Below are 24,362 nucleotides of genomic sequence, written 5' to 3' on the forward strand. Positions count from 1 at the left end.
AGGACAGACGGTTTGTACGAGGCAGGAGGATCACCCGAGCGGGTATTCTTCATCAGCGTTGCACCAGGGCATGCGCCTCTCGATCGGAGCGGGCAGAACAGCCTCGGCTACCACAACAGCGATACCGGGATCGACAGGCACCGGTTCCTGGCCGCGGCTTCGCCGCCCCCCGCACAAACCCCAGGTAACGGAAGACCAGGGAGTGCAATGAAAAGTACCGGCTGCGCCAAGGGCACAGCCGACAGAATCAACCCGGTCTTAGAGGGTTGTCGCAGCCACCCAGCCGAAGACCATCAACGGCAGGTTGTAGTGCAGGAAGGTGGGGACAACCGTGTCCCACATATGGTTGTGCTGTCCGTCGATATTGAGACCCGCGGTTGGGCCGAGCGTCGAATCCGAGGCTGGAGAACCGGCGTCGCCCAGTGCCGCGGCCGTACCCACCAGCGCCACGATGGCAATCGGTGAAAAGCCCAGTTGCATGGCCAGCGGTACATAGATGGCGGCGATAATTGGAATCGTTGAAAACGAAGACCCTATCCCCAGGGTAATCAGCAAGCCGACCACCAGCATCGCCAGTGCTGCCATGCCCTTGCTGCCGCCCATCAGCTGCGCCGAGGCACTGACCAAAGAGGCGATATGCCCGGTATCACGAAGCACCTGGGCAAAGCCGCTGGCGGCGATCATGATGAAACCGACCATGGCCAGCATCTTCATGCCTTCGGTGAAGGCATCGTCACCCTCGCTCCATTTCAAGACACCCGACAGCGAAAAGATAAGGAAGCCAATCAGGCCGCCCAGCACCATCGAATCCGTTTCCAGCTGTACCAGAAACGCCGCCAGGATTGCACCTGCGGCCACCAGCATTGTCTTGGCGGAATAGGGCACCCCGGTACTTTCGGTACGCGCAATACGGTCCATGTCGTAATCACGCTTGCCACGATAGCTGAAGAAGATTGCGACCAGCAGGCCGAAAATCATCCCCATCGCCGGGATCAGCATGGCGGAAAACGGATCGATTCCCTGAACGTCGAGCCCGCTCTTGGCGATGTTCGCCAGCAGAATATCGTTCAGGAAGATGGAACCGAATCCAACCGGCAGCAGCATGTAGGGCGTGACCAGACCGAAGGTCAGTACACAGGCAACGAGCCTGCGGTCCATGCGCAGCTTCGCCATGACGAAAAGCAGCGGCGGCACCAGCAGCGGAATAAAGGCGATATGGATCGGAATGATGTTCTGTGACGCGCAGGCGAACACCAGCAACAGGCCGATCAGCCCGTAGCGAATCTGCCCGACACGTTTAACGTTGTCGCTCTTGCCCAGCATCATGGCGATTCTGTCCGCCAGCATGTGGGGAATACCGGACTTGGAGATCGCTACTGCAAAGGCACCCAGTAACGCATAGCTCAAGGCGATCTGGGCGCCGCCGCTCAAACCTGTGTTAAAGGACGCCAGCGTTTTCTCGACCGACAGGCCACCGATCACGCCGCCAAGCAAGGAGGCGGTGATAAGCGAGATAACGACGTTAACCCTGACAAGGCTGAGCAGCAGCATGGCCAGTACGCTGACCAGCACGGCGTTCATGCCAAAGCCGACCGGGTCGATCGTGCGATACAGAACATAACCGGCAATTGCCGCAAACAGGGCAATGACGATGCGGGAAACTCCTTGCTCCGAGACAGCAGGAACTGATAGATCATGACTCACGATGCGCATTCCTCTTAATTTTTATATGGATACACAGAACGTATTCCCGGCTGAGTGCCGGTGACTCCCCCAAAGGCACTGGCATGGAGTCGCATCCCCATCAATGCCGGGCCTGTGTTCCACAGGCGCGCAAGGGTGCAGGGATCCGAGCTCCGATGCAACCCCGGCACATTAAACCGGGGTAGCACGGTGCAGCTATCCAGTGTGACTTTGGCAGAAGCCGGTCTTGGCGCTTTGCTGGCTCACAGCAAAACGGATGCCGCACGCAAAGGAAACCTTGCGCTGCAGGCAACAGGGCTGCCGCCGGGCTCAGTGGCTCGGCAGCAGATTCGGGGGCATATAACGATTGAGCGCGCCGCTCTGGATGAGTTGTTGAGCCTTCTCTATGTCCGGCGCAAAATACCGGTCCTTGTCATAGAAGGGCACCCGGGCGCGCAGCTCCGCCTTGGCGGCCTCGACCAGCTCGGCGGCTTTGAGCGGTGCACGAAAATCCAGTCCCTGGCAGGCACCCAGGTATTCGACCGCCAGAATGCCGGCGGTATTGTCTGCCATGTCCCGCAGGCGACGGGCGGCAAAGGTTGCCATGGAGACATGGTCTTCCTGGTTGGCGGAGGTTGGCAGGCTGTCGACCGATGCCGGATGGGCCAGGGTCTTGTTTTCCGACGCCAGGGCCGCGCCCGTGACCTGGGCGATCATGAAGCCCGAATTGACACCGCCATTGTCCACCAGGAAGGGCGGCAATTTACTCAGGTTGGAATCGATCAGCAACGCCATGCGCCGCTCGGACAACGAGCCGATCTCGGCGATCGCCAGCGCCAGGTTGTCGGCGGCCATGGCCACCGGTTCAGCGTGGAAGTTGCCAGCCGAAATAAACTCATCGGTGTCGACAAAGACCAGGGGGTTATCGGAAACCGCATTGGCTTCGATGAGCAGTACCTCGGCTGCCTGTCGAATCTGCTGCAGGCAGGCCCCCATTACCTGGGGCTGACAGCGCAGCGAGTAGGGGTCCTGCACCTTTTCACAGCCCTGGTGCGAGTCGCCAATCTCGGAGTGCTCGCCCAGCAAGTGACGATAGGCCAGGGCGGCGTCCATCTGGCCGATCTGACCACGCACTTCATGTACTCGAGGATCAAACGGGCGACGGCTGCCCAAGGCCGCCTCCACCGATGAGGCGCCGGCCACGACGGCCGCAGCAAACAGATCTTCGGCCCCGAACAGGCCCTCCAGCGCAAAGGCAGTAGACGCCTGCGTGCCGTTCAGCAACGCCAGGCCTTCCTTGGGCGCCAGGGTGATGGGCTCCAGGCCGGCAATACGCAGGCCTTCGGCGCCGGACAGCCGCTCGCCCTGGTAGGTCACCTCACCTTCACCCAGCAGCACGGTACTCATATGGGCCAGGGGAGCCAGGTCACCGGACGCACCGACAGATCCCTTTTGCGGTACGCAGGGGTACACCTGTGCATTCACCAGCTGAATCAGTGCCTCGATCACCTCAAGACGAATTCCGGAATAGCCTCGCGCCAGGGAATTGATCTTGAGGGTCATCATCAGACGCACGGTGGATTCAGACATCAGCGCACCGATACCGGCCGCATGGGACAACACGATACTGCGCTGCAGCAGCTCAAGATCCTGCGGTGCGATACGGGTGTTGGCGAGCAGGCCGAATCCTGTATTGATACCGTAAACCACGCGCTCCTGCTGTATCACCCGTGACACCGCCGCAGCACTGGCATGGATTGCCTCGTGACTGGATGAATCCAGCGCCAGTTCAACAGGAGACTGCGCCACGGCGCGAAGGTCGGCAAGTGTCATCTGACCGGGCTGAATGGTAAGTGTGTACATCGTCGTTTCCTGCATTCTTGTGGTTGGTCACGCCTTTGCGGCCAGGGTTCCTGCTGTCCGAACAGGACAGAGACACCCTATCGCTTCGCACATTTGTATATACATATATATATTAACAAGCCGACCCTGCGCAACACGCGAACCCCGCATCATCCCGGCCAACGCCGTGTCTTTGGCCGGAATCACAGCGGCAAAACACGTTGACACCCGCAACCACTCTTTAGAAGTCTAATTATTTTCCTTAATTATCAATTTGTTATGTTTAAAAACAGCATTCGTCAGCATTCATGGCCCGGCAGCTCAGCGCCTGTTCTCGGCCGATTCAAAAAATTGCACGCCCATTAATACTGCTGATGTTGCCAGTATGGCACCTCAAACTCCCTGCCTGCGACCGCGTTGCCAGGCAGCCGCGAGCCGGATGCGCTCCACCTCAATACCGTCAAATAGCAGCGTTAACAGCACATTGTGGCTTTGGTGTTGTCTCTACAAGTAAGAGCTCCGAAAAGAGCGCGATGTTCGCTTAAGCTTGTTTTAACAAAAGATACGGGAGAGGTTGCCGTGTCGGGTCGCTGGTCGTTTTACCTTGCCATTGAAGGGCACAGTACCTTTGGCAAACCCATAGAAGACGTACTCGAAGCACAGAATCAGCTGATGCAGGCCATCTTCAGGGTGGGGCGCTACTGCTACCCGCAGCACCCCGACCAACTGTTCGTGCTGCAATGCGGCGATGGTTTCCTGGTCGCCAGCGAATTCCACGAGGAATCCCTCGAGCGCTGCGCCACCATCGCGGTGGCCGTCATGCAACATATCGCCTCCGGTGGCCGCTGGTGCCGCGGCGCCATCACCGAAGGTGAACTGAGCGATATTCAGGACAGCTATCCGCAGGAAGTCCGTGACTGCTTCGTCGAGGACCACACCTATTCGATGCACATGGGTTTGATGACGACGAGCCCGGTAATGGGTACGGCGCTCACCCAGGCCCTGGCGCTGGACAGGATTGGCCCGCAGGGCCCGCTGCTGTTTATAAGGCAGCCGATGACACCGCGCCTCGGTGCCGCCGTACCTGTCGTAGAGATGAAGGCATGCGGGCTAACCTCGATCGACTGGGTACACATGCGTACCCCGCTGCTCAGCGAATTGCGCCGTAAGGCGACACTTGAATGGCAGGATGCCGAGGTACTGGAAAGCCAGCTCGACAACTACTGCCGGACTCACGCCGTGCCCGAAGACTGGGCCAGGAATGTCCACCAGCTGCTGCATATTCCCTCTGCCCACCACCAGGCCACCGACTAACAAGAGAGCCCGCGCAACCCCCCCTGCGAAAGGGCGCTCAGCTAACCCGCAAAGGGCTCAGCCTTGGTAACGCCGGTTCGTTCAAGCCAACAGAAACCGACCCTCAGGCAAGGACCATGACATCCTGTAAAGGACGGCGGGGCTTTTGCGGCCAGTTATTTGCCAACCCGTAACCTATCGTCACCAGCATCACCGGCACTTCACTGGCATCGAGCTCAAAGGCCTTCACCACGGCATCGGTATCGAATCCACTCATGGCACCACTGGACAACCCCATGCCCTCGGCTGCCAGCATCAGCGTCATCGCCGCCAAAGAGGCGGAGCGAAATGCCTCGTCGCGTTGCAACTGCGGATTCCCCTGATGTGCCTCCGTGGCCATCGCGACCCAGGCATCGGCGACCGACTGCGGCACAATGCCTGCCGCCACCGAAGGCTGCAGTGCTCGTGGCATACTCCTGTGAGCACCAAGGGTTCCGCACACAATAAAGGTTACCGCCGCATCCTCTACCTGCTGTTGCCCAAAAGACACAGCCTTAAGGCGAGCCTTGGCCTCTGCGCTGCGCACCGCAACAAACTTCCAGTTCTGGGCATTGAAGGCCGAAGGGGCACGGGTCGCCAGACGCACCAGCTCGGTGAGCTGCTGATCAGACAGGCTGCGCGCAGGATCATAGCGGCCGGTGGATACCCGTGACTCGATAAGGTTCTTGATCGGATTGAACATCTGAATCTCCTGTAAAATTGATGCTGATAATGACCCGGCGGGTTAAACCATGAAGCAGGGATGCTGCATCATTAGGTCTTCCGTTGAAAAAGATGGCCCAATGCGAACTCCGCATATTCCCCTTCGAAACATCCACCAGGTTCACGCACTTGCGCTTGAGGTCGTTAGCGAACGGGAGCGGGCGACACTGCAGGACGCCGGGCACTGGACGCCCACTGAACGGCAAGAATGCTGCCGAGCACCGCAACGAAGCCCAGCAGGGCGACACCCGTCAGGCGCTGCCCGAGTAGCGCCCAGCCAAACACGACGGCCGTCAGCGGACTGAGCAGACCGAGGGACGACACCGCTACCGGCGACAGGCGGGCAATGCCGCGGAACCAGAGCACATAGGCCAGCAGGGCACCAAACAGCGACAGGTACAGGTACCCCAGCACCTGGGTCGCACCCAGTGACGGCAGCGGTGGGTCAATGATCCAGGCGACCGGCAGCAACAGGAGGCCGCCCACCAGCAACTGCCAGCCGGTAAAGGCGAGCAGGGGCACATCGGGTCGCCAGCGCTGTGAGAGGTAGGTGCCGGTCGCCATGCAGATGGCACCGACCAGCGCCGCCGCGATACCCAGTGCATCCCAGCGGGCCCCCGGAGACAGCAGCAGCGCCGCCATGCCCGCCACCCCCGTGACACAGGCCACCACGGCGAACCAGGCCGGCTGACGCTTGTCGATGGACCAGGCCAACCCGATGACCAGCAGCGGCTGGATGGCCCCGACCACCGCCGCCAGCCCGCCCGGCAACCGGTAGGCGGCCACAAACAGCAGGGCCTGGAAGAAGCCGATATTCAGCGCGGCAAGCACCGTAAGGCGGCCCCATTCGGATTTGCGCAGCAGGTGCCGGCTAAACAGCACCAGCAGGATGCCGGCCGGAAGCGTGCGCAGCACCGCGGCGGTAAAGGGTCGGTCCGGCGGCAGCAGTTCGGTGGTGACGATATAGGTAGAACCCCAGATGGCCGGCGCCAGGGCGGTGATCAGTACATCGATCCAGACGGGATGTGAAGTGCGGTTGCCCATGATATTATCTTCAATTCAAGACAAAAACCGAGTCTCGCACGACTTTATCTTGATTTCAAGATAAATAAGTCACCACCAGGGGAGCGACCCTATGACTACCGAACGACGGCCGGATGCGGTCGATGCCATCCTGGCGCAATGGCAGCAGGAGCGCCCGGACCTGGATGTAAGTCCGATGGCCACGATCGGTCGACTCAAGCGCTGCTCGGCGCTGATGCAACGGCGACTGGACGAAGCCTTCTCGAAATTTGGCCTGACCTTCTGGGAATTCGACATGCTGGCGACCCTGCGTCGCTCGGGCGCACCCTACTGCCTGGCGCCCACGGCGCTGTTCTCGACCCTGATGGTCACCTCGGGCACCATGACCCACCGCATGCAGCGCCTGGAGGCCAGCGGCTGGGTGGAGCGCATCGCCAATCCGGATGATGCACGCAGCAAGCTGGTCAGGCTGACCCCGGCAGGACTCGAGCTGATCGACCGTGCCGTCGAGGCCCATGTACAGAACGAACACCAAATACTGGCGCCGCTGAGCGCGGCTGATCGTTCGGCGCTGGAAGCCAGCCTGACGGACCTGCTGGCCGTGCTGGAGCCCGGCGGAGAGTGACAGCGGCTGCCATAACCGTTGGGCCGCCGACGACCCGGGCGGTTTGAGACGACACCCTGCTGCTGGCCGCAACGTGCGGTTGAGACGCAGTGGATAACGGCTGGCCGGGCGCCAGCCATCGGCCTTTTCGCGTGTGAATACCGCTGTGCATAAACTGGGGATGACTTGATATCGCCCGCTCGTTTGCGTTACCGGCAGCCCTTTTCAACCGCGCCGGCTGATCGATTGAGCAATTTCCACAAAACCAGTAGTCACGGGCCCTGTACGCAACTGAAAGGCACTTGCTACAAGCTTATGCACAGGTCTGCCAACAGATATTGTGCATAGTTTAATGGCTGTGCGTAACCAAAGTTACACACAGGGTTGCTACCCCCACTCCAGCATAACCGTCCATGCGTCGCAACCACAGCAGCCGCGCCCCGCGGCGAAGCCTTAGTGGCGGGACGACACAGGCGCCGAAAGCGCAGCCGGCAACCGGTGACCTCAAAGAACGCCAGATTGCTCAGTGCATTGAAGGGTTCGGCCAGTAAGCCTGCTCCCAAGCGTTGCCAGCATCGGTCTCGTCTCTGAAGGAATTCGGGTTCCAACTTGGCGGCAACGCGCAATACCAGCAGTACAACAAGGAGCAGGGTCTGTGGGAAGCATGCACGCGATCTCGTTCCGAGGGGTACCGCGAACTATTATCAGTGCTCGGCATTGTATGAGGATTGCAGCGCGCCACTGCAGACCACCGACAGCGCCACCACCCTGCGCGTGCGCGACGGCAGGGCCATCACCACCGATGGCCCCTTCGCCGAAACCAAGGAGCAGCTGGCCGGTTTCTACATGCTGGACGCCAGAGACCTGAACGAAGCGATCCGGCTGGCGGAAAAAATCCCCCCGGCCCGCTACGGCAGCGTCGAGATCCGCCCGGTGCGGGAGCTGCTGCCGGCCAATAACATCTTCAGTTCGACGGGTTAAGCGGACTCTATCGCGACCCCGCCGCGTGATCGCGGTAGCCTGTAGGTTGGGATGAGGAACCCCAACCTACAGGCTTACAGGGTGGCTCTGGTACAGCAGCCGCCCGGCCGAGTACCGAAGACGAGATCCGTTCAGGATTCCGGCTGCGCCGCTTTTCCGCCCCGGCTATCGACCCGCAACAGTATCAGCCCGCCAGCCACCAGCAGCACCACCAGCGACAGAATACCGTAGCGGGAACTGCCGCTGAGCAGCGCCACCCAGCCCACCAGCACCGGTCCGATGACGGCGGCGAATTTACCGAGCATATTGTAGAAACCGAAGAACTCCCCGGCCCGCTCCGGCGGAATCAGGCGGCTGTAAAAGGCGCGGCTGAGCGCCTGGATACCGCCCTGGACCAGGCCCACAACGACCGCCAGCACGTAGAATTCGCGCTCCGAGTCCATGAAGTAGGCATAAAAAGACACGCCGATGTAGACCGCGATGGCGATCAGGATTCCGGCCTTGGCGCCGATCCGGCTGCCGAGCCAGCCATACAGCAGCGCCGCCGGAAAGCCCACGAACTGGGTGATCAGCAGCGCCACGATCAGGCTGTCGCTGTCGAAACCCAGCGCCATGCCGTAGTCCACCGCCATTCGGATGATGGTGTCGACCGCATCGATATAGAGCCAGTAAGCCAGCAGAAACCAGAACACCTCGCGCCGCTGGCGGATGTGGCCCAGCGTCTCGCGCAGTTGACCCAGTCCCGCACGGACCGCCGCCCAGCCGGCGACCGGGTTCGCCACCGGCGGCTCCTCGACCAGCCAGAACAGCGGCAGCGAGAACAGCAACCACCAGAGCGCGACCATCACGAACGACAGCTGTACCGCCTCGACCTTGCCGGCCAGGCCGAAGGTGGCCGGCGACAGCGTCATCCAGACATTGACCGCGAACAGCAGTCCGCCGCCGATGTATCCGAGCCCGTAGCCGAGGGCCGAAACGCGATCCCGGTCCCGGTCTCGGCAGATGCCGACGATCAGTGCATCGTAGAAGACGATACTGCCGGAAAAACCGATGATGCCGCCGCTGAACAGCGCCGCCGCCAGCAGCCACTGTCCCTGGCCCACCCAGCTGAGCGCCGCCGTCATCAGAATGCCGAGAAAGGCGAAAAAGACCAGCAGCCGTTTGCGCAGCCCGCCCCGATCGCCGATAGCCCCGAGCACGGGCGCCAGCACGACGACCAGCAGGCTGGCCATGCCGTTGGCCAGCCCCAGGTGGAAGGTGCTCTGGGTGGCGGACAATCCCTGGCTCCAGTACTGCTTGAAGAAAATTGGGAAAAAGCCCGCCAGTACGGTGGTGGCAAAGGCCGAGTTGGCCCAGTCGTATAGGGCCCAGGCCCAGATCCTGCGTTTGTCGATATCCATGGCGTGGAGCGGCTCCCGCTCGAAGTTCCTGAGGCCCGTTATTCTCGACAATAGCCAGCAGCGGCGCCACCTCTTTGTCGCACCTTGTAATGGGCGCTTCGAAAAACCGTAACGAGCGGTTCAGAGGCAAGGCGCACGGCGCGCAGGAACCGAAGTGTATATGAGGATTTCGGCCGGGCTGGCGCACCAGCACCGCGCAACGCAGCATATGAGTCTCGCAGTAGGTTTTTAGAGGTGCCCTGATAAGCTTAACGTTACATCGAGCTGAACCCGAAGAGGGCATCAATGGTGCGAGACCCAGCTGAATATCCGTGGTCCAGCTACCGATCGAATGGTCTGGGGGTAGAGACACCCTTTGGAAATGAACATTTTAAGAATGAAGTGGAAGCGCTATATGGCAGGCGACTTAGGCCATGTCAGATGCTTGCTGCTGTGGGCAGGTATCTGACAACCCTTAACCTACGGGCTACGCCAGCGTCGAGATCCGCCCGGTGCGGGAGCTGCTGCAGGCCAATAATATCTTCAGTTCGGCGGGGTAAGCGGGCCCTGTCGAGTACTCGCCAAGTCTGGCAGAGGAGCAGGGGCTCGGGGCTATATATCCGCCGCGCACAGGGTCAGATCTCACATTTCACAATCTTCGGCATATTGCGCGAGCATGAATTGTGAGACCAGACCCTTCGCCTCCAGGCGCTGCACTCATAACGAACGTACCCGTAAGCAACTGGCCAGTTGCGGACATCGTTGGCACCGTTCCAATTATCCAGTGGAAGCCCTTTACCAAACCAAAGCGGACATCGCCTGCTAGCACTCCCTGTGCATAACTCACCCTCAAAGCTTCTGCGTTTGTACAGTGTATTTGATCTGTCGAATAGGCTATAGATCCAAACTCAACATCACCGCCCCGCCAATATGGCAGAACGGCCAGCCCCCCCTTATGAAGCCGGCGAGCACTGAGGGCATTGTGCGATCAGGCCCGAAGGGGCGATACAGGGACTGTATCGACGCCGATTAGCACATGGATGTGCGTTAGCGGCGCCAGCACAATGGCTTCAGAGCGCAGCCAATAGGCTTCATTGGGGCGTGCTTTCTTTTACTTACTTTTATTTGCACGAGCAAAGAAAAGTAAGTCGCCGAGAGGCGAAATACGTGCCACCCGATTACCGCTATGCACATTTTAACCCTGAGCGGAAATGGTGCGCTTCGCTGCGCTCAGCGGCACCCTACATCGTCGTTCCAGATAAGCCCGTAGGTTGGGATGAGAAACAAATTCCAACACCAGCCCCGTAGGTCAGGTTAGCGCAACGTAACCCGACACCCTGCGGAGACCCGCCATCCCTATCATGTCGAGTTACGCCCTGCGAGCTAACCCGACCTGCATGGTCTGATATTTCAGTTTACTTATACGTGGCGGTCCAGTTTTAAACGACCCGCCTTGCGCACGGGTCGCCGTAAATCGACGCCAATCGAGGTGCAAAATAAATGCTCCTGTTTTTACACCAGAGTGGAACACAGGAGCATTTTTACAAGTTATCGGATGACACCCGGTGAGAGCCGGCACCTGGAATTCCGGGGACAGCATACCTATTTATTGATTATTGAGCCTATGGAGTCACCTGGTAATCCCCCGAAAACCAAGGTGCCCGTAAGAGACTGGCTCCGTACTCCCTAACTCCAACAGTTGGAGAACGCGCCCAGGCAGGTCAATGTGCTGGACTCGCTGTTACTGGCGATGGTGTTGGGGCACAATCGTTACGCACACCTTGCTAACCCTGCAGCCGAATCCCATGTCCCGCACCGAACGCCTTCTAGATATCCTGCAGATCCTCCGCCGCCACCGCCGGCCAGTGAGCGGCGCCGTATTGGCAGAGGACACCGGGATTTCCCTGCGCACGCTCTATCGGGATATCGCCACGCTCCAGTCGATGGGGGCGGAGATCGATGGCGAACCCGGGCTGGGCTATGTGCTGAAGCCGGGTTTCCTGTTGCCGCCGCTGATGTTCTCGCCCGAGGAAATCGAGGCCCTGGCACTGGGGCTCAAATGGGCAGGGCATCGTACCGATGGGCCCATGGGACAGGCGGCGCGGGACGCCATGGCCAAGCTCGGGGCGGTATTGCCACCACAACTGCGCCAGCGCTTCGAGGACGATACCCTGGTGATAGTTCCCTGCCGGCAGCCGCCGCAGCAGGAGGAGGGCTTGCCGCTTATCCGTCGAGCACTGAACGAGGAACGCAAGTTGTCCCTCGACTATGCGGACCAGAAAGGCGCGAGGACCGAGCGGGTGGTCTGGCCGGTGACCGTCGGTTTCTTTGATTCCACCCAGGTACTGGCGGCTTGGTGTGAACTGCGCAATGACTACCGCCACTTTCGTGTCGACCGTATTCGGGAGGCCCGGGTACTTTGCGAGAAGACGCCCAAACGCCGCTACCAGATGATGAAGGAGTGGCGAAAAACACTGCTGACAAAAACTGACAGTGGTGAGCGTTAAAGTCTCCTGACACCCACCCAGTGAAAGGAGATCCGCATGAGCAAGGAATTGATTTTCTATACCCACCCCCAGTCCCGTGGCGCCATTGTGCACTGGATGCTTGAGGAAATCGGCCAGCCGTATTCGGTCCGGGTAGTGGAGTACGCCACCACCATGAAGGCGCCCGAATACCTGGCCATCAACCCCATGGGCAAGGTGCCCGCCATCCAGCACGGTGATGTGGTCGTGACCGAGGCTGCCGCCATCTGCGCCTATCTGGCCGATGCGTTCCCGAAGGCCGGCCTGGCGCCGGCGCTGGACAACCGTGGCGAGTATTATCGCTGGCTGTTCTTCGCCGCCGCCTGTGGTGAACCGGCCATGTCCGATTATGCCACTGGCTGGAAAGTCGATACTGCCGACCTGCAGCGGCGTTTCGGCTATGGCTCGTTCGAGTTGACCTTCGACACCCTGGCGGGCTGGTTGGCCGGACGATCCCATGTGGCCGGTGACCGGTTCAGCGCGGCGGACGTCTATGTGGCCTCACTGCTCAACTTCGGGATGGATTTCGATCTCATTCCACGCAAGCCGGAATTTGAAGCCTATGTCGCCCCGTTACTGCAGCGTTCCGCCAAGAAACGGGCCGATGCCATGATCCAGGAGCTGATGACACAGCTCGCCCCGACGACCGCGTAGCGACGCCGGGCCACTGTCTCAACCCCGCAGGCCGGGTTACGCTGGGCGAACCCGACCTGCATGATATTTCAGTTTATTGCTACGTGGCGGTCCCGTTTTAAACGACCCGCCTTGCGCACGGGTCGCCGTGCCTCGACCTCAATCGAGCTGCAAAAAAATGCTCCTGTGTTCACACCAGAGTGGAACACAGGAGCATTTTTACACGTCATCGGATCACGCTAGATGAGATCCGACAATCACAGGCATCAAACGTCGAGGTTCGACACCCGCAGGGCGTTGGACTCGATAAAGGCGCGGCGCGGCTCAACGTCATCGCCCATCAGGGTGGTGAACAGCTGGTCGGCGGCGATGGCATCATCGACGGTGACCTGCAGCATGCGGCGCGATTCCGGATCCATGGTGGTTTCCCACAGCTGGCTGGGGTTCATCTCGCCCAGACCCTTGTAGCGCTGAATGTAGTGGCCGCGGCGCGACTGGTCGAGCAGCCAGTTGAGGGCCTCCTCGAAGTGGGTCACCGGACGCACCCGTTCGCCACGCTTGATGTAGGCACCGTCTTCCAGCAGGGAACCGAGCTTGTCACCCAGGGTAGTGATGGCCAGGTAGTCGCGGGAACCGAAGAAATCGTCGCCAAAGCGGTAGTAGTTTTCCACCCCGTGCAGCAGGTGGTTCACTTCCGGCAGGAACTGGCTGTGCTCGCGGTCTTCGACGATCTCGGCCAGGAAACGCTCATTGCCCACGGCCTGTACCGACAGCTTGTCGCACAGCTGCTGCGTCCACTGCAGTACGGCGTCCCGGTCCTTGAGCTGTTCCTTGCTCAGGCTCGGCATATAGAGCATCTGCTTGAGCAGCTGAGTCGGATACAGCATGCCCAGGCGGTTGATCAGCTTGTCGACGGTGCGGTATTCGTTGACCAGGGTTTCCAGCGAGGCGCCACTCAGCGGCGGTGCCTCTGCGTTGACATGGAAGCTGGTGCCGTCAAGCGCGCCCTGCAACAGGTAGTTTTCCAGCGCATCATCGTCCTTGAGGTACTGCTCCTGCTTGCCCTTCTTGATCTTGTACAGTGGCGGCTGGGCAATGTAGATGTGCCCGCGCTCGAACAGGATCGGCATCTGGCGGAAGAAGAACGTCAGCAGCAGGGTACGGATGTGGGAGCCGTCGACGTCGGCGTCGGTCATGATGATGATGTGGTGGTAGCGCAGCTTGTCCGGATTGAACTCCTCGCGCCCGATACCACAGCCCAGCGCCGTGATCAGAGTACCGACTTCAACCGAGGACAGCATCTTGTCGAAGCGGGCCTTCTCGACGTTGAGGATCTTGCCCTTGAGGGGCAGAATCGCCTGGTTGCGACGGTCGCGACCCTGCTTGGCAGAACCGCCGGCGGAGTCACCCTCCACCAGGTAGAGTTCGGACAGCGCCGGGTCTTTCTGCTGGCAGTCCGCCAGCTTGCCGGGCAGGCCGGCCACATCGAGCACACCCTTGCGGCGGGTCATTTCGCGCGCCTTGCGGGCGGCTTCACGGGCGCGGGCGGCGTCGATCATTTTGGAAACGATCGCCTTGGCTTCCTGCGGACTTTCCTGCAGGTAGGCGCTGAATTCCTGGCCCATCATCTGTTCCACCGAGGTCTTGACCTCGGAGGAGACCAGCTTGTCCTTGGTCTGGGAGGAGAATTTTGGATCCGGCACCTTGACCGAGACGATGGCCGTCAGGCCTTCGCGGCTGTCGTCGCCGGTGGTGGCGACCTTGCTGCCCTTGTTGAGGCTTTCGGCTTCAATGTAGTTGTTCAGGCAGCGCGTCAGGGCGGTACGAAAGCCCGACAGGTGCGTACCGCCGTCGCGCTGCGGAATGTTGTTGGTAAAGCAGTAGATATTTTCCTGGAAGGTATCGTTCCACTGCAGTGCCACTTCAACACCCACGCCGTTTTCGTGCATGGAGTTGAAATGAAACACCTTGTTGACCGCGCTCTTGTTCTGGTTCAGGTAGGCGACGAAGGCGCCCAGGCCACCGTCGTACTCGAAAACGTCTTCACGGCCGCTGCGCTCGTCACGCAGCACGATGCGCACGCCGGAGTTAAGGAACGACAGTTCGCGCAGGCGCTTGGCAAGGATATCGTACTGAAACAGTATATGGGTGAAGGTGGCTGGCGACGGCTTGAAGCGCACGCTGGTGCCGGTACTGCTGGTTTCACCCACCACCTTGAGCGGCTCCTCGGGCACACCGTCGTGGTAGGTCTGCTCGAACACCTGGCCGGCGCGGCGAATGGTCAGCTTGAGCTCGCTGGACAGCGCGTTCACCACCGAGACACCCACGCCGTGCAGGCCGCCGGACACCTTGTAGCTGTTGTCATCGAACTTGCCGCCGGCATGCAGCACCGTCATGATGACCTCGGCGGCCGAAACGCCTTCTTCTTCATGCAGCTCGGTCGGGATGCCGCGGCCATTGTCGCCGACGCTGACACTTTCGTCCGGGTGAATCACCACTTTGATCTCGGAGCAGTGACCCGCGAGGGCTTCGTCGATCGAGTTGTCGACCAGCTCGAACACCATGTGATGCAGACCGGTACCGTCGTCGGTATCACCGATATACATGCCAGGGCGCTTGCGCACGGCATCAAGACCCTTGAGGACCTTGATGCTCGAGGAGTTATAGCTCTGGTTTTCGTCGCTCATCAAATATCTCCTGTTAACCTGGCAATTAAACAGACCGCGTCGGTCTGCCTAATGTCGCCCTCAAATCCGGGCGGAATATGGCGCAACCCCCTGCGTAAGGGGCTCGCATTGGCCAGTGGCCAAGGGTCTTCAATACATCAGCGCGCTGCCCGGCGCTAAAACGTGCCACGGCAGGCGTTCAATCAACGCGCGACAGCGTCCCCGCCTCAACCCGAAAACGGCTGACATCGGTCTCGGGAAGCCAGAACCCGCCAAGCGCGGCGGGGTCGACGCAGGTAATAAAACACTGATTGGATGTTTCCTCCAGAAACTGGCAAAACAGGCGGCAATGCTGCTCATCCAGTTCCGACGGCAAATCGTCGATCAGGTAAATACAGGGGCGGTTATTCAATCGATAGAACAGGGCACCCTGGGCCAGTTTCAGCGCACTGACCACCAGTTTTTTCTGTCCGCGAGACAATCGCTCAGCGGCACTTTGTCCATCCGTCCGTACGCGCAAATCAGCCCGCTGCGGGCCGCTGCCGGTAAAACCCTGCTTCAGATCCCGTGCCAGACCTTCTTCCAGCAACTCATCGAGCGGGGTTTTACGATCCCAGCCCGGACTGAATTTGAGCTCGACGGGCACGCCCCCCAGCAAACGGCTGAGGGTGGTTTCAAAATCGGGTTTTAACAGTTCGATATAATGCGCCCGTAACGCTGTCATCTGCTCGGCATAGGCAACAAATTCCTTGTCCCAGACACGCCGCAGGCGAGGATCGATTTTACCACATTTAAGCAGCGAGTTTCGCTGTTTCAATATGCGCCTGAAGCCGCGCCACAACTGGATAAAACTCCGGTCCGCATGAAACACGCCCCAGTCGATAAACTGGCGCCGCACACCGGGGCTGCCCTCGAGTAATTGAAAGGTGTCGGAGTCTATAACCTGCAACGGCAACAGCTGGGCCAGGTCGGACAGCCCGAGCGTCTGGCCGGCATGACGGATGCGCACCTCACCATCGGGCCGACGCTCGACACCGAGCGGATGCTGCTCGCCACTGTTGGCAGGGTCAATCTGGGCAAACACCAGGCAGTTGTCCGCGCCGCTTTGCAGCAGATGGCGGAACTGGCTGGTACGGAAGGAGCGGGTCAGACCCAGAAAGTGCAGGGCTTCCAGCAGGCTGGTTTTGCCACTGCCATTGTCGCCGCTGATAATATTGATCCGCGGCGACGGGGCGATTCGCACATCCGACAGGTTGCGAACGTGCTGCACATGCAGGCTTTTTATCGGCATAAAGAAAATTCAGCCGGGCACAGGGGCCCGGCTTTTGAATAACGGCTGATCACATTCTCATCGGCATGACGACATAGAGACTGTCGCTTTCATCAACGCCTTCGATCAGCGCACTGCTGTTGGCATCGGACAGCGTGAAACGCACCGTGTCCGAGTTCAGGATCGACAGGCTGTCGAGCAGGTAATTGACGTTGAAGCCGATCTCCAGCGATTCGCCATCGTAGTCCACCGCCACGGTTTCTTCGGCTTCTTCCTGTTCCGGGTTGTTGGCCATGACCTGGAGGAAACCGCTGGTCAGCAACAGGCGCACACCACGGTACTTCTCGTTGGACAGGATGGCGATTCGGCTCAGCACCTGGCGCAGCACCTGACGGTCACCGAGCATGTACTTGTTGCCATTGCGCGGGATAACGCGCTGATAATCCGGGAACTTGCCGTCTACCAGCTTGGAGGTGAAGATGAAATCACCGACATGGGCGCGAATGTGATTGGCACCAATCAGCAGGCGTACACCGTCTTCGCCGCTCTGCAGCAGGCGCGCCAGCTCCAGGATACCCTTGCGCGGCACGATGATCTGATGCGTGCTGTCGGTATCGGCCACGACGTCGGCCACGCAGGTCGCCAGACGGTGCCCGTCGGTCGAGACGGCGCGCAACTGGCCGTTGGCGACTTCGAGCAGCATGCCGTTGAGATAGTAGCGTACGTCCTGCTGGGCCATGGAGAAGCCGGTCTGGTCGATCAGATGGCGCAGACTGCCCTGGGTCAGGTTCAGGTCCAGCGCCTGGGGGCTGTCTTCAACATTGGGGAACTCCGCCGCCGGCAGGGTCGACAGGCTAAAGCGGCTGCGTCCGGCCTTGATCACCATTTTCTGGCCGCTCAGGGCCAGCTCGATGCGGGCATCGTCCGGCAGCGACTTGCAGATATCCATCAGCTTGCGCGCGGGCACCGTCACGGAGCCCGCCTCAGCGGGCTCATCCAGCGTCACACGACCCACGAGCTCGACTTCAAGGTCGGTTCCGGTCATGGACAGCTGGTCACCCTCGGCAACCAGCAGAATATTGGACAGCACCGGCAGGGTCTGACGACGCTCAACGACACCGGCGACCAGCTGCAGGGGTTTGATTAACGCTTCGCGCGATATGACGAATCTCATGGCGATCTACCTTGTTACGATCCGATAACTACGCCGTCAGATGACGCAGCAGGTTCTGATAATCCTCTCTGATGTCCGTATCAATCTCCCGCAGCTCCTTTATCTTACGACAGGCATGCAACACGGTAGTATGATCGCGACCCCCAAACGCATTGCCGATTTCGGGCAGACTGTGATTAGTCAGCTCCTTCGACAAACTCATCGCGACCTGCCGCGGCCTGGCAATAGACCGGCTACGGCGCTTGGATAACAGATCGGACACTTTAATTTTGTAGTAGTCGGCTACAACCCGCTGAATATTATCAATACTAACTTGTTTGTCCTGCAAAGCCAGCAGGTCTTTCAGCGACTCTTTAATGAACGGCGTACTTATCACGCTGCCGGTAAAATGCGCATTGGCAATAACACGCTTAAGCGCACCTTCAAGTTCGCGCACGTTGGAACGAATCTTTTGTGCCAGGAAGAAGGCGGCATCGTCGGGCAGAATAATCTTGGCTTCTTCGGCCTTCTTCATCACGATGGCAACGCGGGTTTCCAGCTCGGGCGGCTCGATAGCAACCGTCAGGCCCCAGCCAAAGCGGGACTTGAGGCGCTCCTCGACCCCGTTGATTTCCTTCGGATAGCGGTCACTGGTCAGAATCATCTGCTGACCGCCTTCAAGCAGGGCATTGAAGGTGTGGAAAAACTCCTCCTGCGAACGCTCCTTGCCGGCAAAGAACTGAATATCATCGATCAGCAGCGCATCCACCGAGCGGTAATAGCGCTTGAAGTCATTGATGGCATTCAGCTGCAGCGCCTTGACCATGTCGGCCACGAAACGCTCTGAGTGCAGGTAGACAATGCGGGCGTTGGGGTTGCGCTTGAGCATTTCCGCCCCGACCGCGTGCATCAAGTGCGTCTTACCCAGGCCCACGCCACCGTATATAAAGAGAGGGTTGTAGGAGCCGCCGGGATTGTCGGCCACTTGCTGCGCCGCCGCCAACGCGAGCTGGTTCGACTTGCCGCCCACAAAGGACTGGAACGTAAAAGACGGGTTCAGGTTTGACTGGTGCCGGACACCGCCTTCGACTTCAACCACCTTGCTGCGGTCATGGCGCGGGCTCATCGACGAGAACACAGGTTCCGCCGGTGCCATGTCCAGCTCCAGCTGCGGCTCTGGCAACGCAGGTTCCGCCTCCGGCTGGTACTCCTGTTCCAGCGGCGCCGCGCTGTAGCGCTGTGACGCCTGCGCTTGGGCGGGCGCGCTGTGGTCGTTGTAGGCAGGTTCGGCCTGAACCGGTGCCTGTGCCCGGGGAGGTGGTGCAGGACGGGTACGCAAAGGCGCCATGGCGGGGCGGGCAGGGGAGCGCAGGGCACCGCTGCCATGCTGCGAGACTTCCAGCCGGACATCTGCACTGATGTCGCCGGTGACATCGCACACCACCTGGCGAATACGACTCAGGAAGCGGTCATTGACCCAGTCACGTACAAAGCGATTCGGCGCCATGAGAACAAGCAGGCTGTCACGACCGGGCTCCGCACGTAATGGGCGGATCCAGGTGTTGTACTGCTGAGCCGGGAACTCCTCCTGCAGACTCCTCAAGCACTGTTCCCAAAGCTCGGTGGACATTGACTCTCCTGTGGTGCGACCGAACGCTATCACTAGCAACGTATAGCGGGTGATTCTAGCGGGTAAAACAAAACTTATCCACAGTGTTGAAAACTTATTTCCCACTCTGTGCGCATTCGCTCTGCAACGGCCAAAACCGGGGCCTCATGCGGCTCCTTGCCGCCAAACTTATCCCCATCCACACTTAATGACAGCTTATATAACAGGTTACAAACACCGTAGTATATTGTTTTTATAACCATTAAATAACTTACACACAGAAAACCAAAACCACCACCAGGCCCAAGGCCAAAACCACCCACAAGTGGGAATTGAGGCGCCATGCACGTACAGCCCTGGGGCAACGAAAAGCGCAGGCCCTACCTTTCCTTATATAGCCGGAAGATTGGACCAACACAGGAACACCTTAACCGCGGCGGTCAAAAAGGGTTATTTTGTATGCTTTTTGCCCAAAGTATCCATTGCGAAGGCCACACTTTTACCCTATAGTGTCGCGTCTGATTTTTACCCGTATTTTTCCAGTCGCCTAACACTCTTCGTAATGTTAGTCAGGCTGAGTGAGTAGGACTGAAGCCATGAAAAGAACATTTCAACCCAGCGTACTGAAGCGTAAGCGCAGCCACGGTTTCCGTGCTCGCATGGCCACCAAAAATGGTCGCCTTGTTCTGAACCGTCGTCGTGCCAAAGGTCGTAAGCGTCTGTGTGCTTAATGTACACAACGCTTATGGTCTGGTAGCAGTGGATGACCGGATTCGAATATCCTCGCCAGCTCAGGATACTGACTGGCGAGGGCTTCCAGAAGGTTTTTGATAAAGTCTCTCTGAAAGTCCCCGATCAGCCCATATTGATACTTGCCAGCTTCAACGAGCTCGATCACCCCCGTATCGGGTTTGTCATCTCCAAAAAAAATGTACGTCGCGCTGTGAAACGCAACCGTATTCGACGTATCATTCGCGAGTCATTTCGCCTCAATCAGCACCAACTTCCCCCGGTTGATCTCGTTATTCTGGCACGCAAAGGCCTGGATGAGCTTGAACCTGAAGAAGTGCACCAGCTCATGAAAAAATGCTGGTCACGGCTGAAGCACAAGGCAAAAAAAGCTAACCCGCAGAGATAATGGTCCTTACGCCATGGATGTAAAGCGAGTCATATCATTTGCTGCCCTTGCACTGATTTCCTATGTGCTGGTGCTGCAGTGGAACGAAGATTACGGGTCAAAACCCGCCGCTCCCGCAAGCCAGACATCTGTTTCGGCCTACAGTAATCCTGCTGGGGACGAACTGCCCAGCGCAGACGTTACCACCACGACACAAAATGCCGAACTCCCCGCAACAGGCGCAGAAACCGTCACCGGCGCCGCTGCTGTCAAATCCCGTCTGATCAACATCAAGACCGATGTCCTGGACGTGCTGGTTGATACCACCGGCGGTGACATCATCCAGGTTGCACTGCCCAAATATAAGGCGACCATCGACGCCGACGATCCCTTTGTACTGCTGGAGCAGACCGCCAACCGCACCTATGTTGCCCAAAGCGGACTCGTTGGTCCCAATGGCCCCGATGCAGCCAGCACTGGCCGCCCGGTGTACAGCGTTGAAGCGTCCGAGTTTGACCTCGCCGACGCCGACAGCCTCAATGTTGACCTGAGCTTCACCGATGCCTCCGGCGTCAAGGTGACCAAGCGTTACACCTTCACCAAGGGCTCGTACCAGATCGGCCTGGAATACCTGATCGATAACCAGAGCCAGCAGAGCTGGAGCGCAAACCTGTTCGGCCAGATCAAACGTGACCGCAGTGAAGACCCTGCCGCCACCACCGATATGGGCATGCAGTCGTACCTGGGTCCGATCTTCTCCACCGCCGAGAACAACTACCAGAAATACGACTTCGACGACATCGACGACGGTGCCTTCAAGCAGCGTTCCGCCGACGGCTGGGTCGCCATGGTGCAGCACTACTTTATCAGTGCCTGGATTCCGGCCCCCGGTGCCGAATACACCTACAGCACCCGCAAGCAGAACGGCAACTACATTGCCGGTTTCGTCTCACCGGCCGTCACCGTTGCCGCCGGCCAGCAGCAGAGTGTGAAAGCCACCTTCTTTGCCGGTCCCAAGGATCAGGAGCAGCTTTCCGCCGCGCATGAAGACCTGCAGCTGACCGTGGACTACGGCTGGCTCTGGTGGATCGCCTCACCGCTGCACATGCTGCTGACCTGGATCCACAGCGTACTGGGTAACTGGGGCCTGTCGATCATTGCCATTACCATTATGGTCAAGGCAGCGCTGTTCCAGCTCAATGCCAAAGCCTTCAAATCCATGGCCAACATGCGCAAGTTTGGCCCGGAAATGCAGCGCCTGAAGGAACTCTACGGCGATGATCGCCAGAAGATGTCCCAGGAAATGATGGCGCTGTACAAGAAGGAGAAGATCAACCCGCTGGGTGGCTGTCTGCCCATGGTTGCGCAGATGCCGATCTTCATCGCCCTGTACTGGGTACTGATGGAATCCGTCGAACTGCGCCAGGCTGACTTCCTCTATCTGGCTGACCTGTCCGTCAAGGATCCGTACTTCATCCTGCCGATCCTGATGGGTGTGAGCATGTTCATCCAGCAGTCGCTGAACCCGTCTCCGCCGGATCCCATGCAGGCCAAGATCATGAAGATGCTGCCCATCGTCTTCACCTTCTTCTTCCTGTGGTTCCCGGCCGGTCTGACACTGTACTGGGTGGTCAACAACATCCTGTCGATCGCACAGCAGTACGTGATCAACAGGCAGATCGAAGGCAGCGGCAAGAAAGAAGCCAAAGCCACCAGCTGATTCAGGCTGCAGCTAGAGAGGCTCCTTCGGGAGCCTCTTTTCGTTAGACCTGGCACTCGCCGAGGTGCACCATAGCAGTATCAGCGGTCTGGCACGGCCTCCAGGGCACCCCAGCCGCACGTGCGCTTTGAACCGGAACAGAATACCCCATGAGCCTAATCAATCAGGACACCATCGCAGCACAGGCCACCGCGCCCGGTCGCGGCGGTGTCGGCATCATTCGCGTCTCCGGACGCAACGCCGCCCCTATTGCCCGAAGCATCCTGGGTCACGACCCCCAGCCACGCTATGCCCACTACGGTGCCTTCCATGACGCCCAGGGCCAGGAGATCGACCAGGGCATTGCGCTGTACTTCCCCGGCCCCAACTCCTTTACCGGCGAAGACGTGCTGGAACTGCAGGGGCATGGCGGGCCCGTGGTGATGGATTTCCTGCTGAAGCGAGTACTCACACTCGGCGCACGCCTTGCAAAACCGGGCGAGTTCTCCGAGCGCGCCTTTCTGAACGACAAGCTCGACCTGGCCCAGGCCGAGGCGATTGCCGACCTGATCGACGCCAGCTCCGTGCAGGCGGCACAGAGTGCGCTTCGCTCCCTGCAGGGCGAGTTCTCACGCCGCATTCATGCCCTGGTCGAAGCACTGATCCAGCTGCGCATCTATGTCGAGGCCGCGATTGATTTCCCCGAAGAGGAAATCGACTTCCTCGCCGACGGCAAGGTGCTGGGCGACCTGCTGCAGATTATCGGCCAGCTGGAGGCGGTACAGAACGAAGCGCGCCAGGGCAGCCTGCTGCGCGAGGGCATGAACGTGGTGATCGCCGGAAGACCCAACGCCGGCAAATCCAGCCTGCTGAATGCACTGGCCGGCCGGGAAACCGCCATCGTCACCGATATCGCCGGCACCACCCGGGATGTCCTGCGCGAGCATATCCATATCGATGGCATGCCGTTGCATATTATCGACACCGCCGGATTGCGCGATGCGCCGGATGAAGTCGAGCGCATCGGCATTGACCGCGCCTGGCAGGAAATCCGCAAGGCCGATCGCATTCTGATGATGGCCGACAGCACCCAGACCGACGCCACCGACCCGGATGAACTCTGGCACGACTTCGTCGAGCAGCTGCCCGACCTGTCCAGGGTCACGGTCATCCGCAACAAGGCCGACATTAGCGGTGAAGCACCCGGCAAAAAGCAGGTTGGTAAGTACACACTTATCTCCCTGTCCGCTAAAAATGGTGAAGGCATCGAGCTGCTGCGTGAACATCTGAAAGACTGCATGGGCTTTCAGAGCACCACCGAAGGCGGCTTCATGGCCCGGCGCCGTCACCTGGATGCCCTGGAGCGGGCCCATGCACTGCTGGACACCGGACGCGACCAGCTAGAGCACATGGGCGCCGGCGAACTGCTGGCCGAAGACCTGCGCCAGGCCCAGCAGGCACTGAACGAGATCACCGGCGAATTCAGCTCGGACGATCTGCTCGGGCGCATCTTCTCGAGCTTCTGCATCGGCAAGTGACGGCGCTTAACGCGACTGTCTGCGTTGAAGGCCTGTGCCACCCCAACGCAGGCAGGCCGCCGAGCAATCAGCGCCTGCGCATTGCGCCCGGGGTGGCAATTGCATTAGGATGAGCGCGTTGAAGACAGGTGCCCCTGACCCCAGGGGATAATCGGGAAGTATGGTACGGCCCACCAGCCAATCCCATCGCTGCCCCCGCAACGGTAATAAATGAGTAGTCTGCGAATACCACTGGCATCTGCCGGGAAGGTGCAGGCGACGGCGCAATCGATGTATGCGTCCTCTTTAAGCCCGGAGACCGGCCTGTCATTTCTCTCAATCCAATGGCGGTGCGGCGGGCACCGAGGATAAATCATGTCAGTTATTTCCACACCTTCCTCTGAGCGGGCTTCCCGTTCCGAATCTAAATTTTCATCTGCCCTCCAGCAGGGTACGGTTGTGTTCTTCGGAGCGCTGATTCTGTATGCCGTCGGCTTCCTGCCGATGTCTGCGGCCCACAATGCGGCGCACGATACACGGCATTCCATGGTCTTTCCCTGCCACTGAAGCACGAGCTGTTTCAGTTTATGACGCCTGCGCCAGCCA

At 59.5% G+C, this 24,362-nt stretch carries 18 protein-coding genes, 1 pseudogene and 1 riboswitch; of the genes and pseudogenes, 10 read left to right on the forward strand and 9 right to left on the reverse strand.

Translation table 11 applies throughout. The annotated features are described in order from the left end of the window. Positions 1-258: 258 nt before the first annotated feature. Both F451_RS0101340 and hutH read right to left on the reverse strand, forming a co-directional pair. On the reverse strand, positions 259-1,581 hold the full coding sequence (locus F451_RS0101340; protein ID WP_026291412.1) for a Na+/H+ antiporter family protein: 1,323 nt from the start codon (positions 1,579-1,581) through the stop codon (positions 259-261). A 432-nt stretch (positions 1,582-2,013) separates the two neighbouring features. Continuing rightward, positions 2,014-3,546: a histidine ammonia-lyase gene (gene hutH / locus F451_RS0101345; protein WP_020679546.1), complete on the reverse strand. Its 1,533-nt coding sequence runs from the start codon at positions 3,544-3,546 to the stop codon at positions 2,014-2,016. A gap of 558 nt (positions 3,547-4,104) precedes the next feature. On the opposite strand from hutH, the gene F451_RS0101350 reads away from it, so the two are divergent. After that, complete coding sequence (locus F451_RS0101350) at positions 4,105-4,839, forward strand: hypothetical protein (protein WP_020679547.1); 735 nt, start codon at positions 4,105-4,107, stop codon at positions 4,837-4,839. 103 nt (positions 4,840-4,942) lie between these two features. Here F451_RS0101350 and F451_RS0101355 read toward each other — a convergent pair whose 3' ends face one another. Further along, the gene (locus F451_RS0101355; protein ID WP_020679548.1) at positions 4,943-5,560 is read right to left on the reverse strand and encodes a nitroreductase family protein; all 618 of its coding nucleotides are present in this window, start codon (positions 5,558-5,560) and stop codon (positions 4,943-4,945) included. 164 nt (positions 5,561-5,724) lie between these two features. Then, positions 5,725-6,624, reverse strand: coding sequence for an EamA family transporter (locus F451_RS0101360; RefSeq protein WP_020679549.1), 900 nt, complete (start codon positions 6,622-6,624; stop codon positions 5,725-5,727). Between the two features lie 91 nt (positions 6,625-6,715). On the opposite strand from F451_RS0101360, the gene F451_RS0101365 reads away from it, so the two are divergent. After that, on the forward strand, positions 6,716-7,228 hold the full coding sequence (locus F451_RS0101365; protein ID WP_020679550.1) for a MarR family winged helix-turn-helix transcriptional regulator: 513 nt from the start codon (positions 6,716-6,718) through the stop codon (positions 7,226-7,228). Positions 7,229-7,933: 705 nt separating this feature from the next. Then, positions 7,934-8,188 (forward strand): annotated as a pseudogene (locus tag F451_RS28295) (YciI family protein); the annotation flags it as partial. A 131-nt stretch (positions 8,189-8,319) separates the two neighbouring features. Here the strand turns inward: F451_RS28295 and F451_RS0101375 are convergent. Next, positions 8,320-9,588, reverse strand: a complete 1,269-nt coding sequence (locus F451_RS0101375; protein WP_020679552.1) for an MFS transporter — start codon at positions 9,586-9,588, stop codon at positions 8,320-8,322. A gap of 1,784 nt (positions 9,589-11,372) precedes the next feature. Between F451_RS0101375 and F451_RS28025 the strand changes: the two genes are divergently transcribed. Beyond that, on the forward strand, positions 11,373-12,074 hold the full coding sequence (locus tag F451_RS28025; RefSeq protein WP_020679553.1) for a helix-turn-helix transcriptional regulator: 702 nt from the start codon (positions 11,373-11,375) through the stop codon (positions 12,072-12,074). Between the two features lie 36 nt (positions 12,075-12,110). After that, the gene (locus tag F451_RS28030) at positions 12,111-12,746 is read left to right on the forward strand and encodes a glutathione S-transferase family protein (RefSeq protein ID WP_020679554.1); all 636 of its coding nucleotides are present in this window, start codon (positions 12,111-12,113) and stop codon (positions 12,744-12,746) included. Between the two features lie 245 nt (positions 12,747-12,991). Here F451_RS28030 and gyrB read toward each other — a convergent pair whose 3' ends face one another. From gyrB to dnaA, 4 genes are all read right to left on the reverse strand, one after another. Further along, on the reverse strand, positions 12,992-15,412 hold the full coding sequence (gene gyrB, locus F451_RS0101390) for a DNA topoisomerase (ATP-hydrolyzing) subunit B (RefSeq protein WP_020679555.1): 2,421 nt from the start codon (positions 15,410-15,412) through the stop codon (positions 12,992-12,994). A 178-nt stretch (positions 15,413-15,590) separates the two neighbouring features. Next, positions 15,591-16,682: a DNA replication/repair protein RecF gene (gene recF / locus F451_RS0101395; RefSeq protein ID WP_020679556.1), complete on the reverse strand. Its 1,092-nt coding sequence runs from the start codon at positions 16,680-16,682 to the stop codon at positions 15,591-15,593. A 49-nt stretch (positions 16,683-16,731) separates the two neighbouring features. Further along, the gene (gene dnaN / locus F451_RS0101400; protein ID WP_020679557.1) at positions 16,732-17,835 is read right to left on the reverse strand and encodes a DNA polymerase III subunit beta; all 1,104 of its coding nucleotides are present in this window, start codon (positions 17,833-17,835) and stop codon (positions 16,732-16,734) included. Between the two features lie 28 nt (positions 17,836-17,863). Then, complete coding sequence (gene dnaA / locus F451_RS0101405; RefSeq protein WP_020679558.1) at positions 17,864-19,444, reverse strand: chromosomal replication initiator protein DnaA; 1,581 nt, start codon at positions 19,442-19,444, stop codon at positions 17,864-17,866. A gap of 575 nt (positions 19,445-20,019) precedes the next feature. Here dnaA and rpmH point away from each other — a divergent pair. From rpmH to F451_RS27025, 5 genes are all read left to right on the forward strand, one after another. Continuing rightward, on the forward strand, positions 20,020-20,154 hold the full coding sequence (gene rpmH, locus F451_RS27020) for a 50S ribosomal protein L34 (protein WP_082708503.1): 135 nt from the start codon (positions 20,020-20,022) through the stop codon (positions 20,152-20,154). 32 nt (positions 20,155-20,186) lie between these two features. Next, the gene (gene rnpA, locus F451_RS0101410; protein ID WP_020679559.1) at positions 20,187-20,561 is read left to right on the forward strand and encodes a ribonuclease P protein component; all 375 of its coding nucleotides are present in this window, start codon (positions 20,187-20,189) and stop codon (positions 20,559-20,561) included. Between the two features lie 13 nt (positions 20,562-20,574). After that, a complete protein-coding gene (gene yidC, locus F451_RS0101415) occupies positions 20,575-22,260 on the forward strand; it encodes a membrane protein insertase YidC (RefSeq protein WP_020679560.1) in 1,686 nt (561 codons plus the stop codon). Between the two features lie 149 nt (positions 22,261-22,409). Beyond that, entirely contained in the window at positions 22,410-23,777 is a 1,368-nt protein-coding gene (mnmE, locus tag F451_RS0101420; protein WP_020679561.1) for a tRNA uridine-5-carboxymethylaminomethyl(34) synthesis GTPase MnmE, read from the forward strand. 109 nt (positions 23,778-23,886) lie between these two features. Continuing rightward, positions 23,887-24,098, forward strand: a riboswitch (cobalamin riboswitch). Positions 24,099-24,131: 33 nt separating this feature from the next. Next, entirely contained in the window at positions 24,132-24,323 is a 192-nt protein-coding gene (locus F451_RS27025; protein WP_083928301.1) for a CbtB domain-containing protein, read from the forward strand. Positions 24,324-24,362: the final 39 nt, after the last annotated feature.

It is taken from the genome of Marinobacterium rhizophilum DSM 18822, assembly GCF_000378045.1.
Classification (GTDB): domain Bacteria; phylum Pseudomonadota; class Gammaproteobacteria; order Pseudomonadales; family Balneatricaceae; genus Marinobacterium_A; species Marinobacterium_A rhizophilum.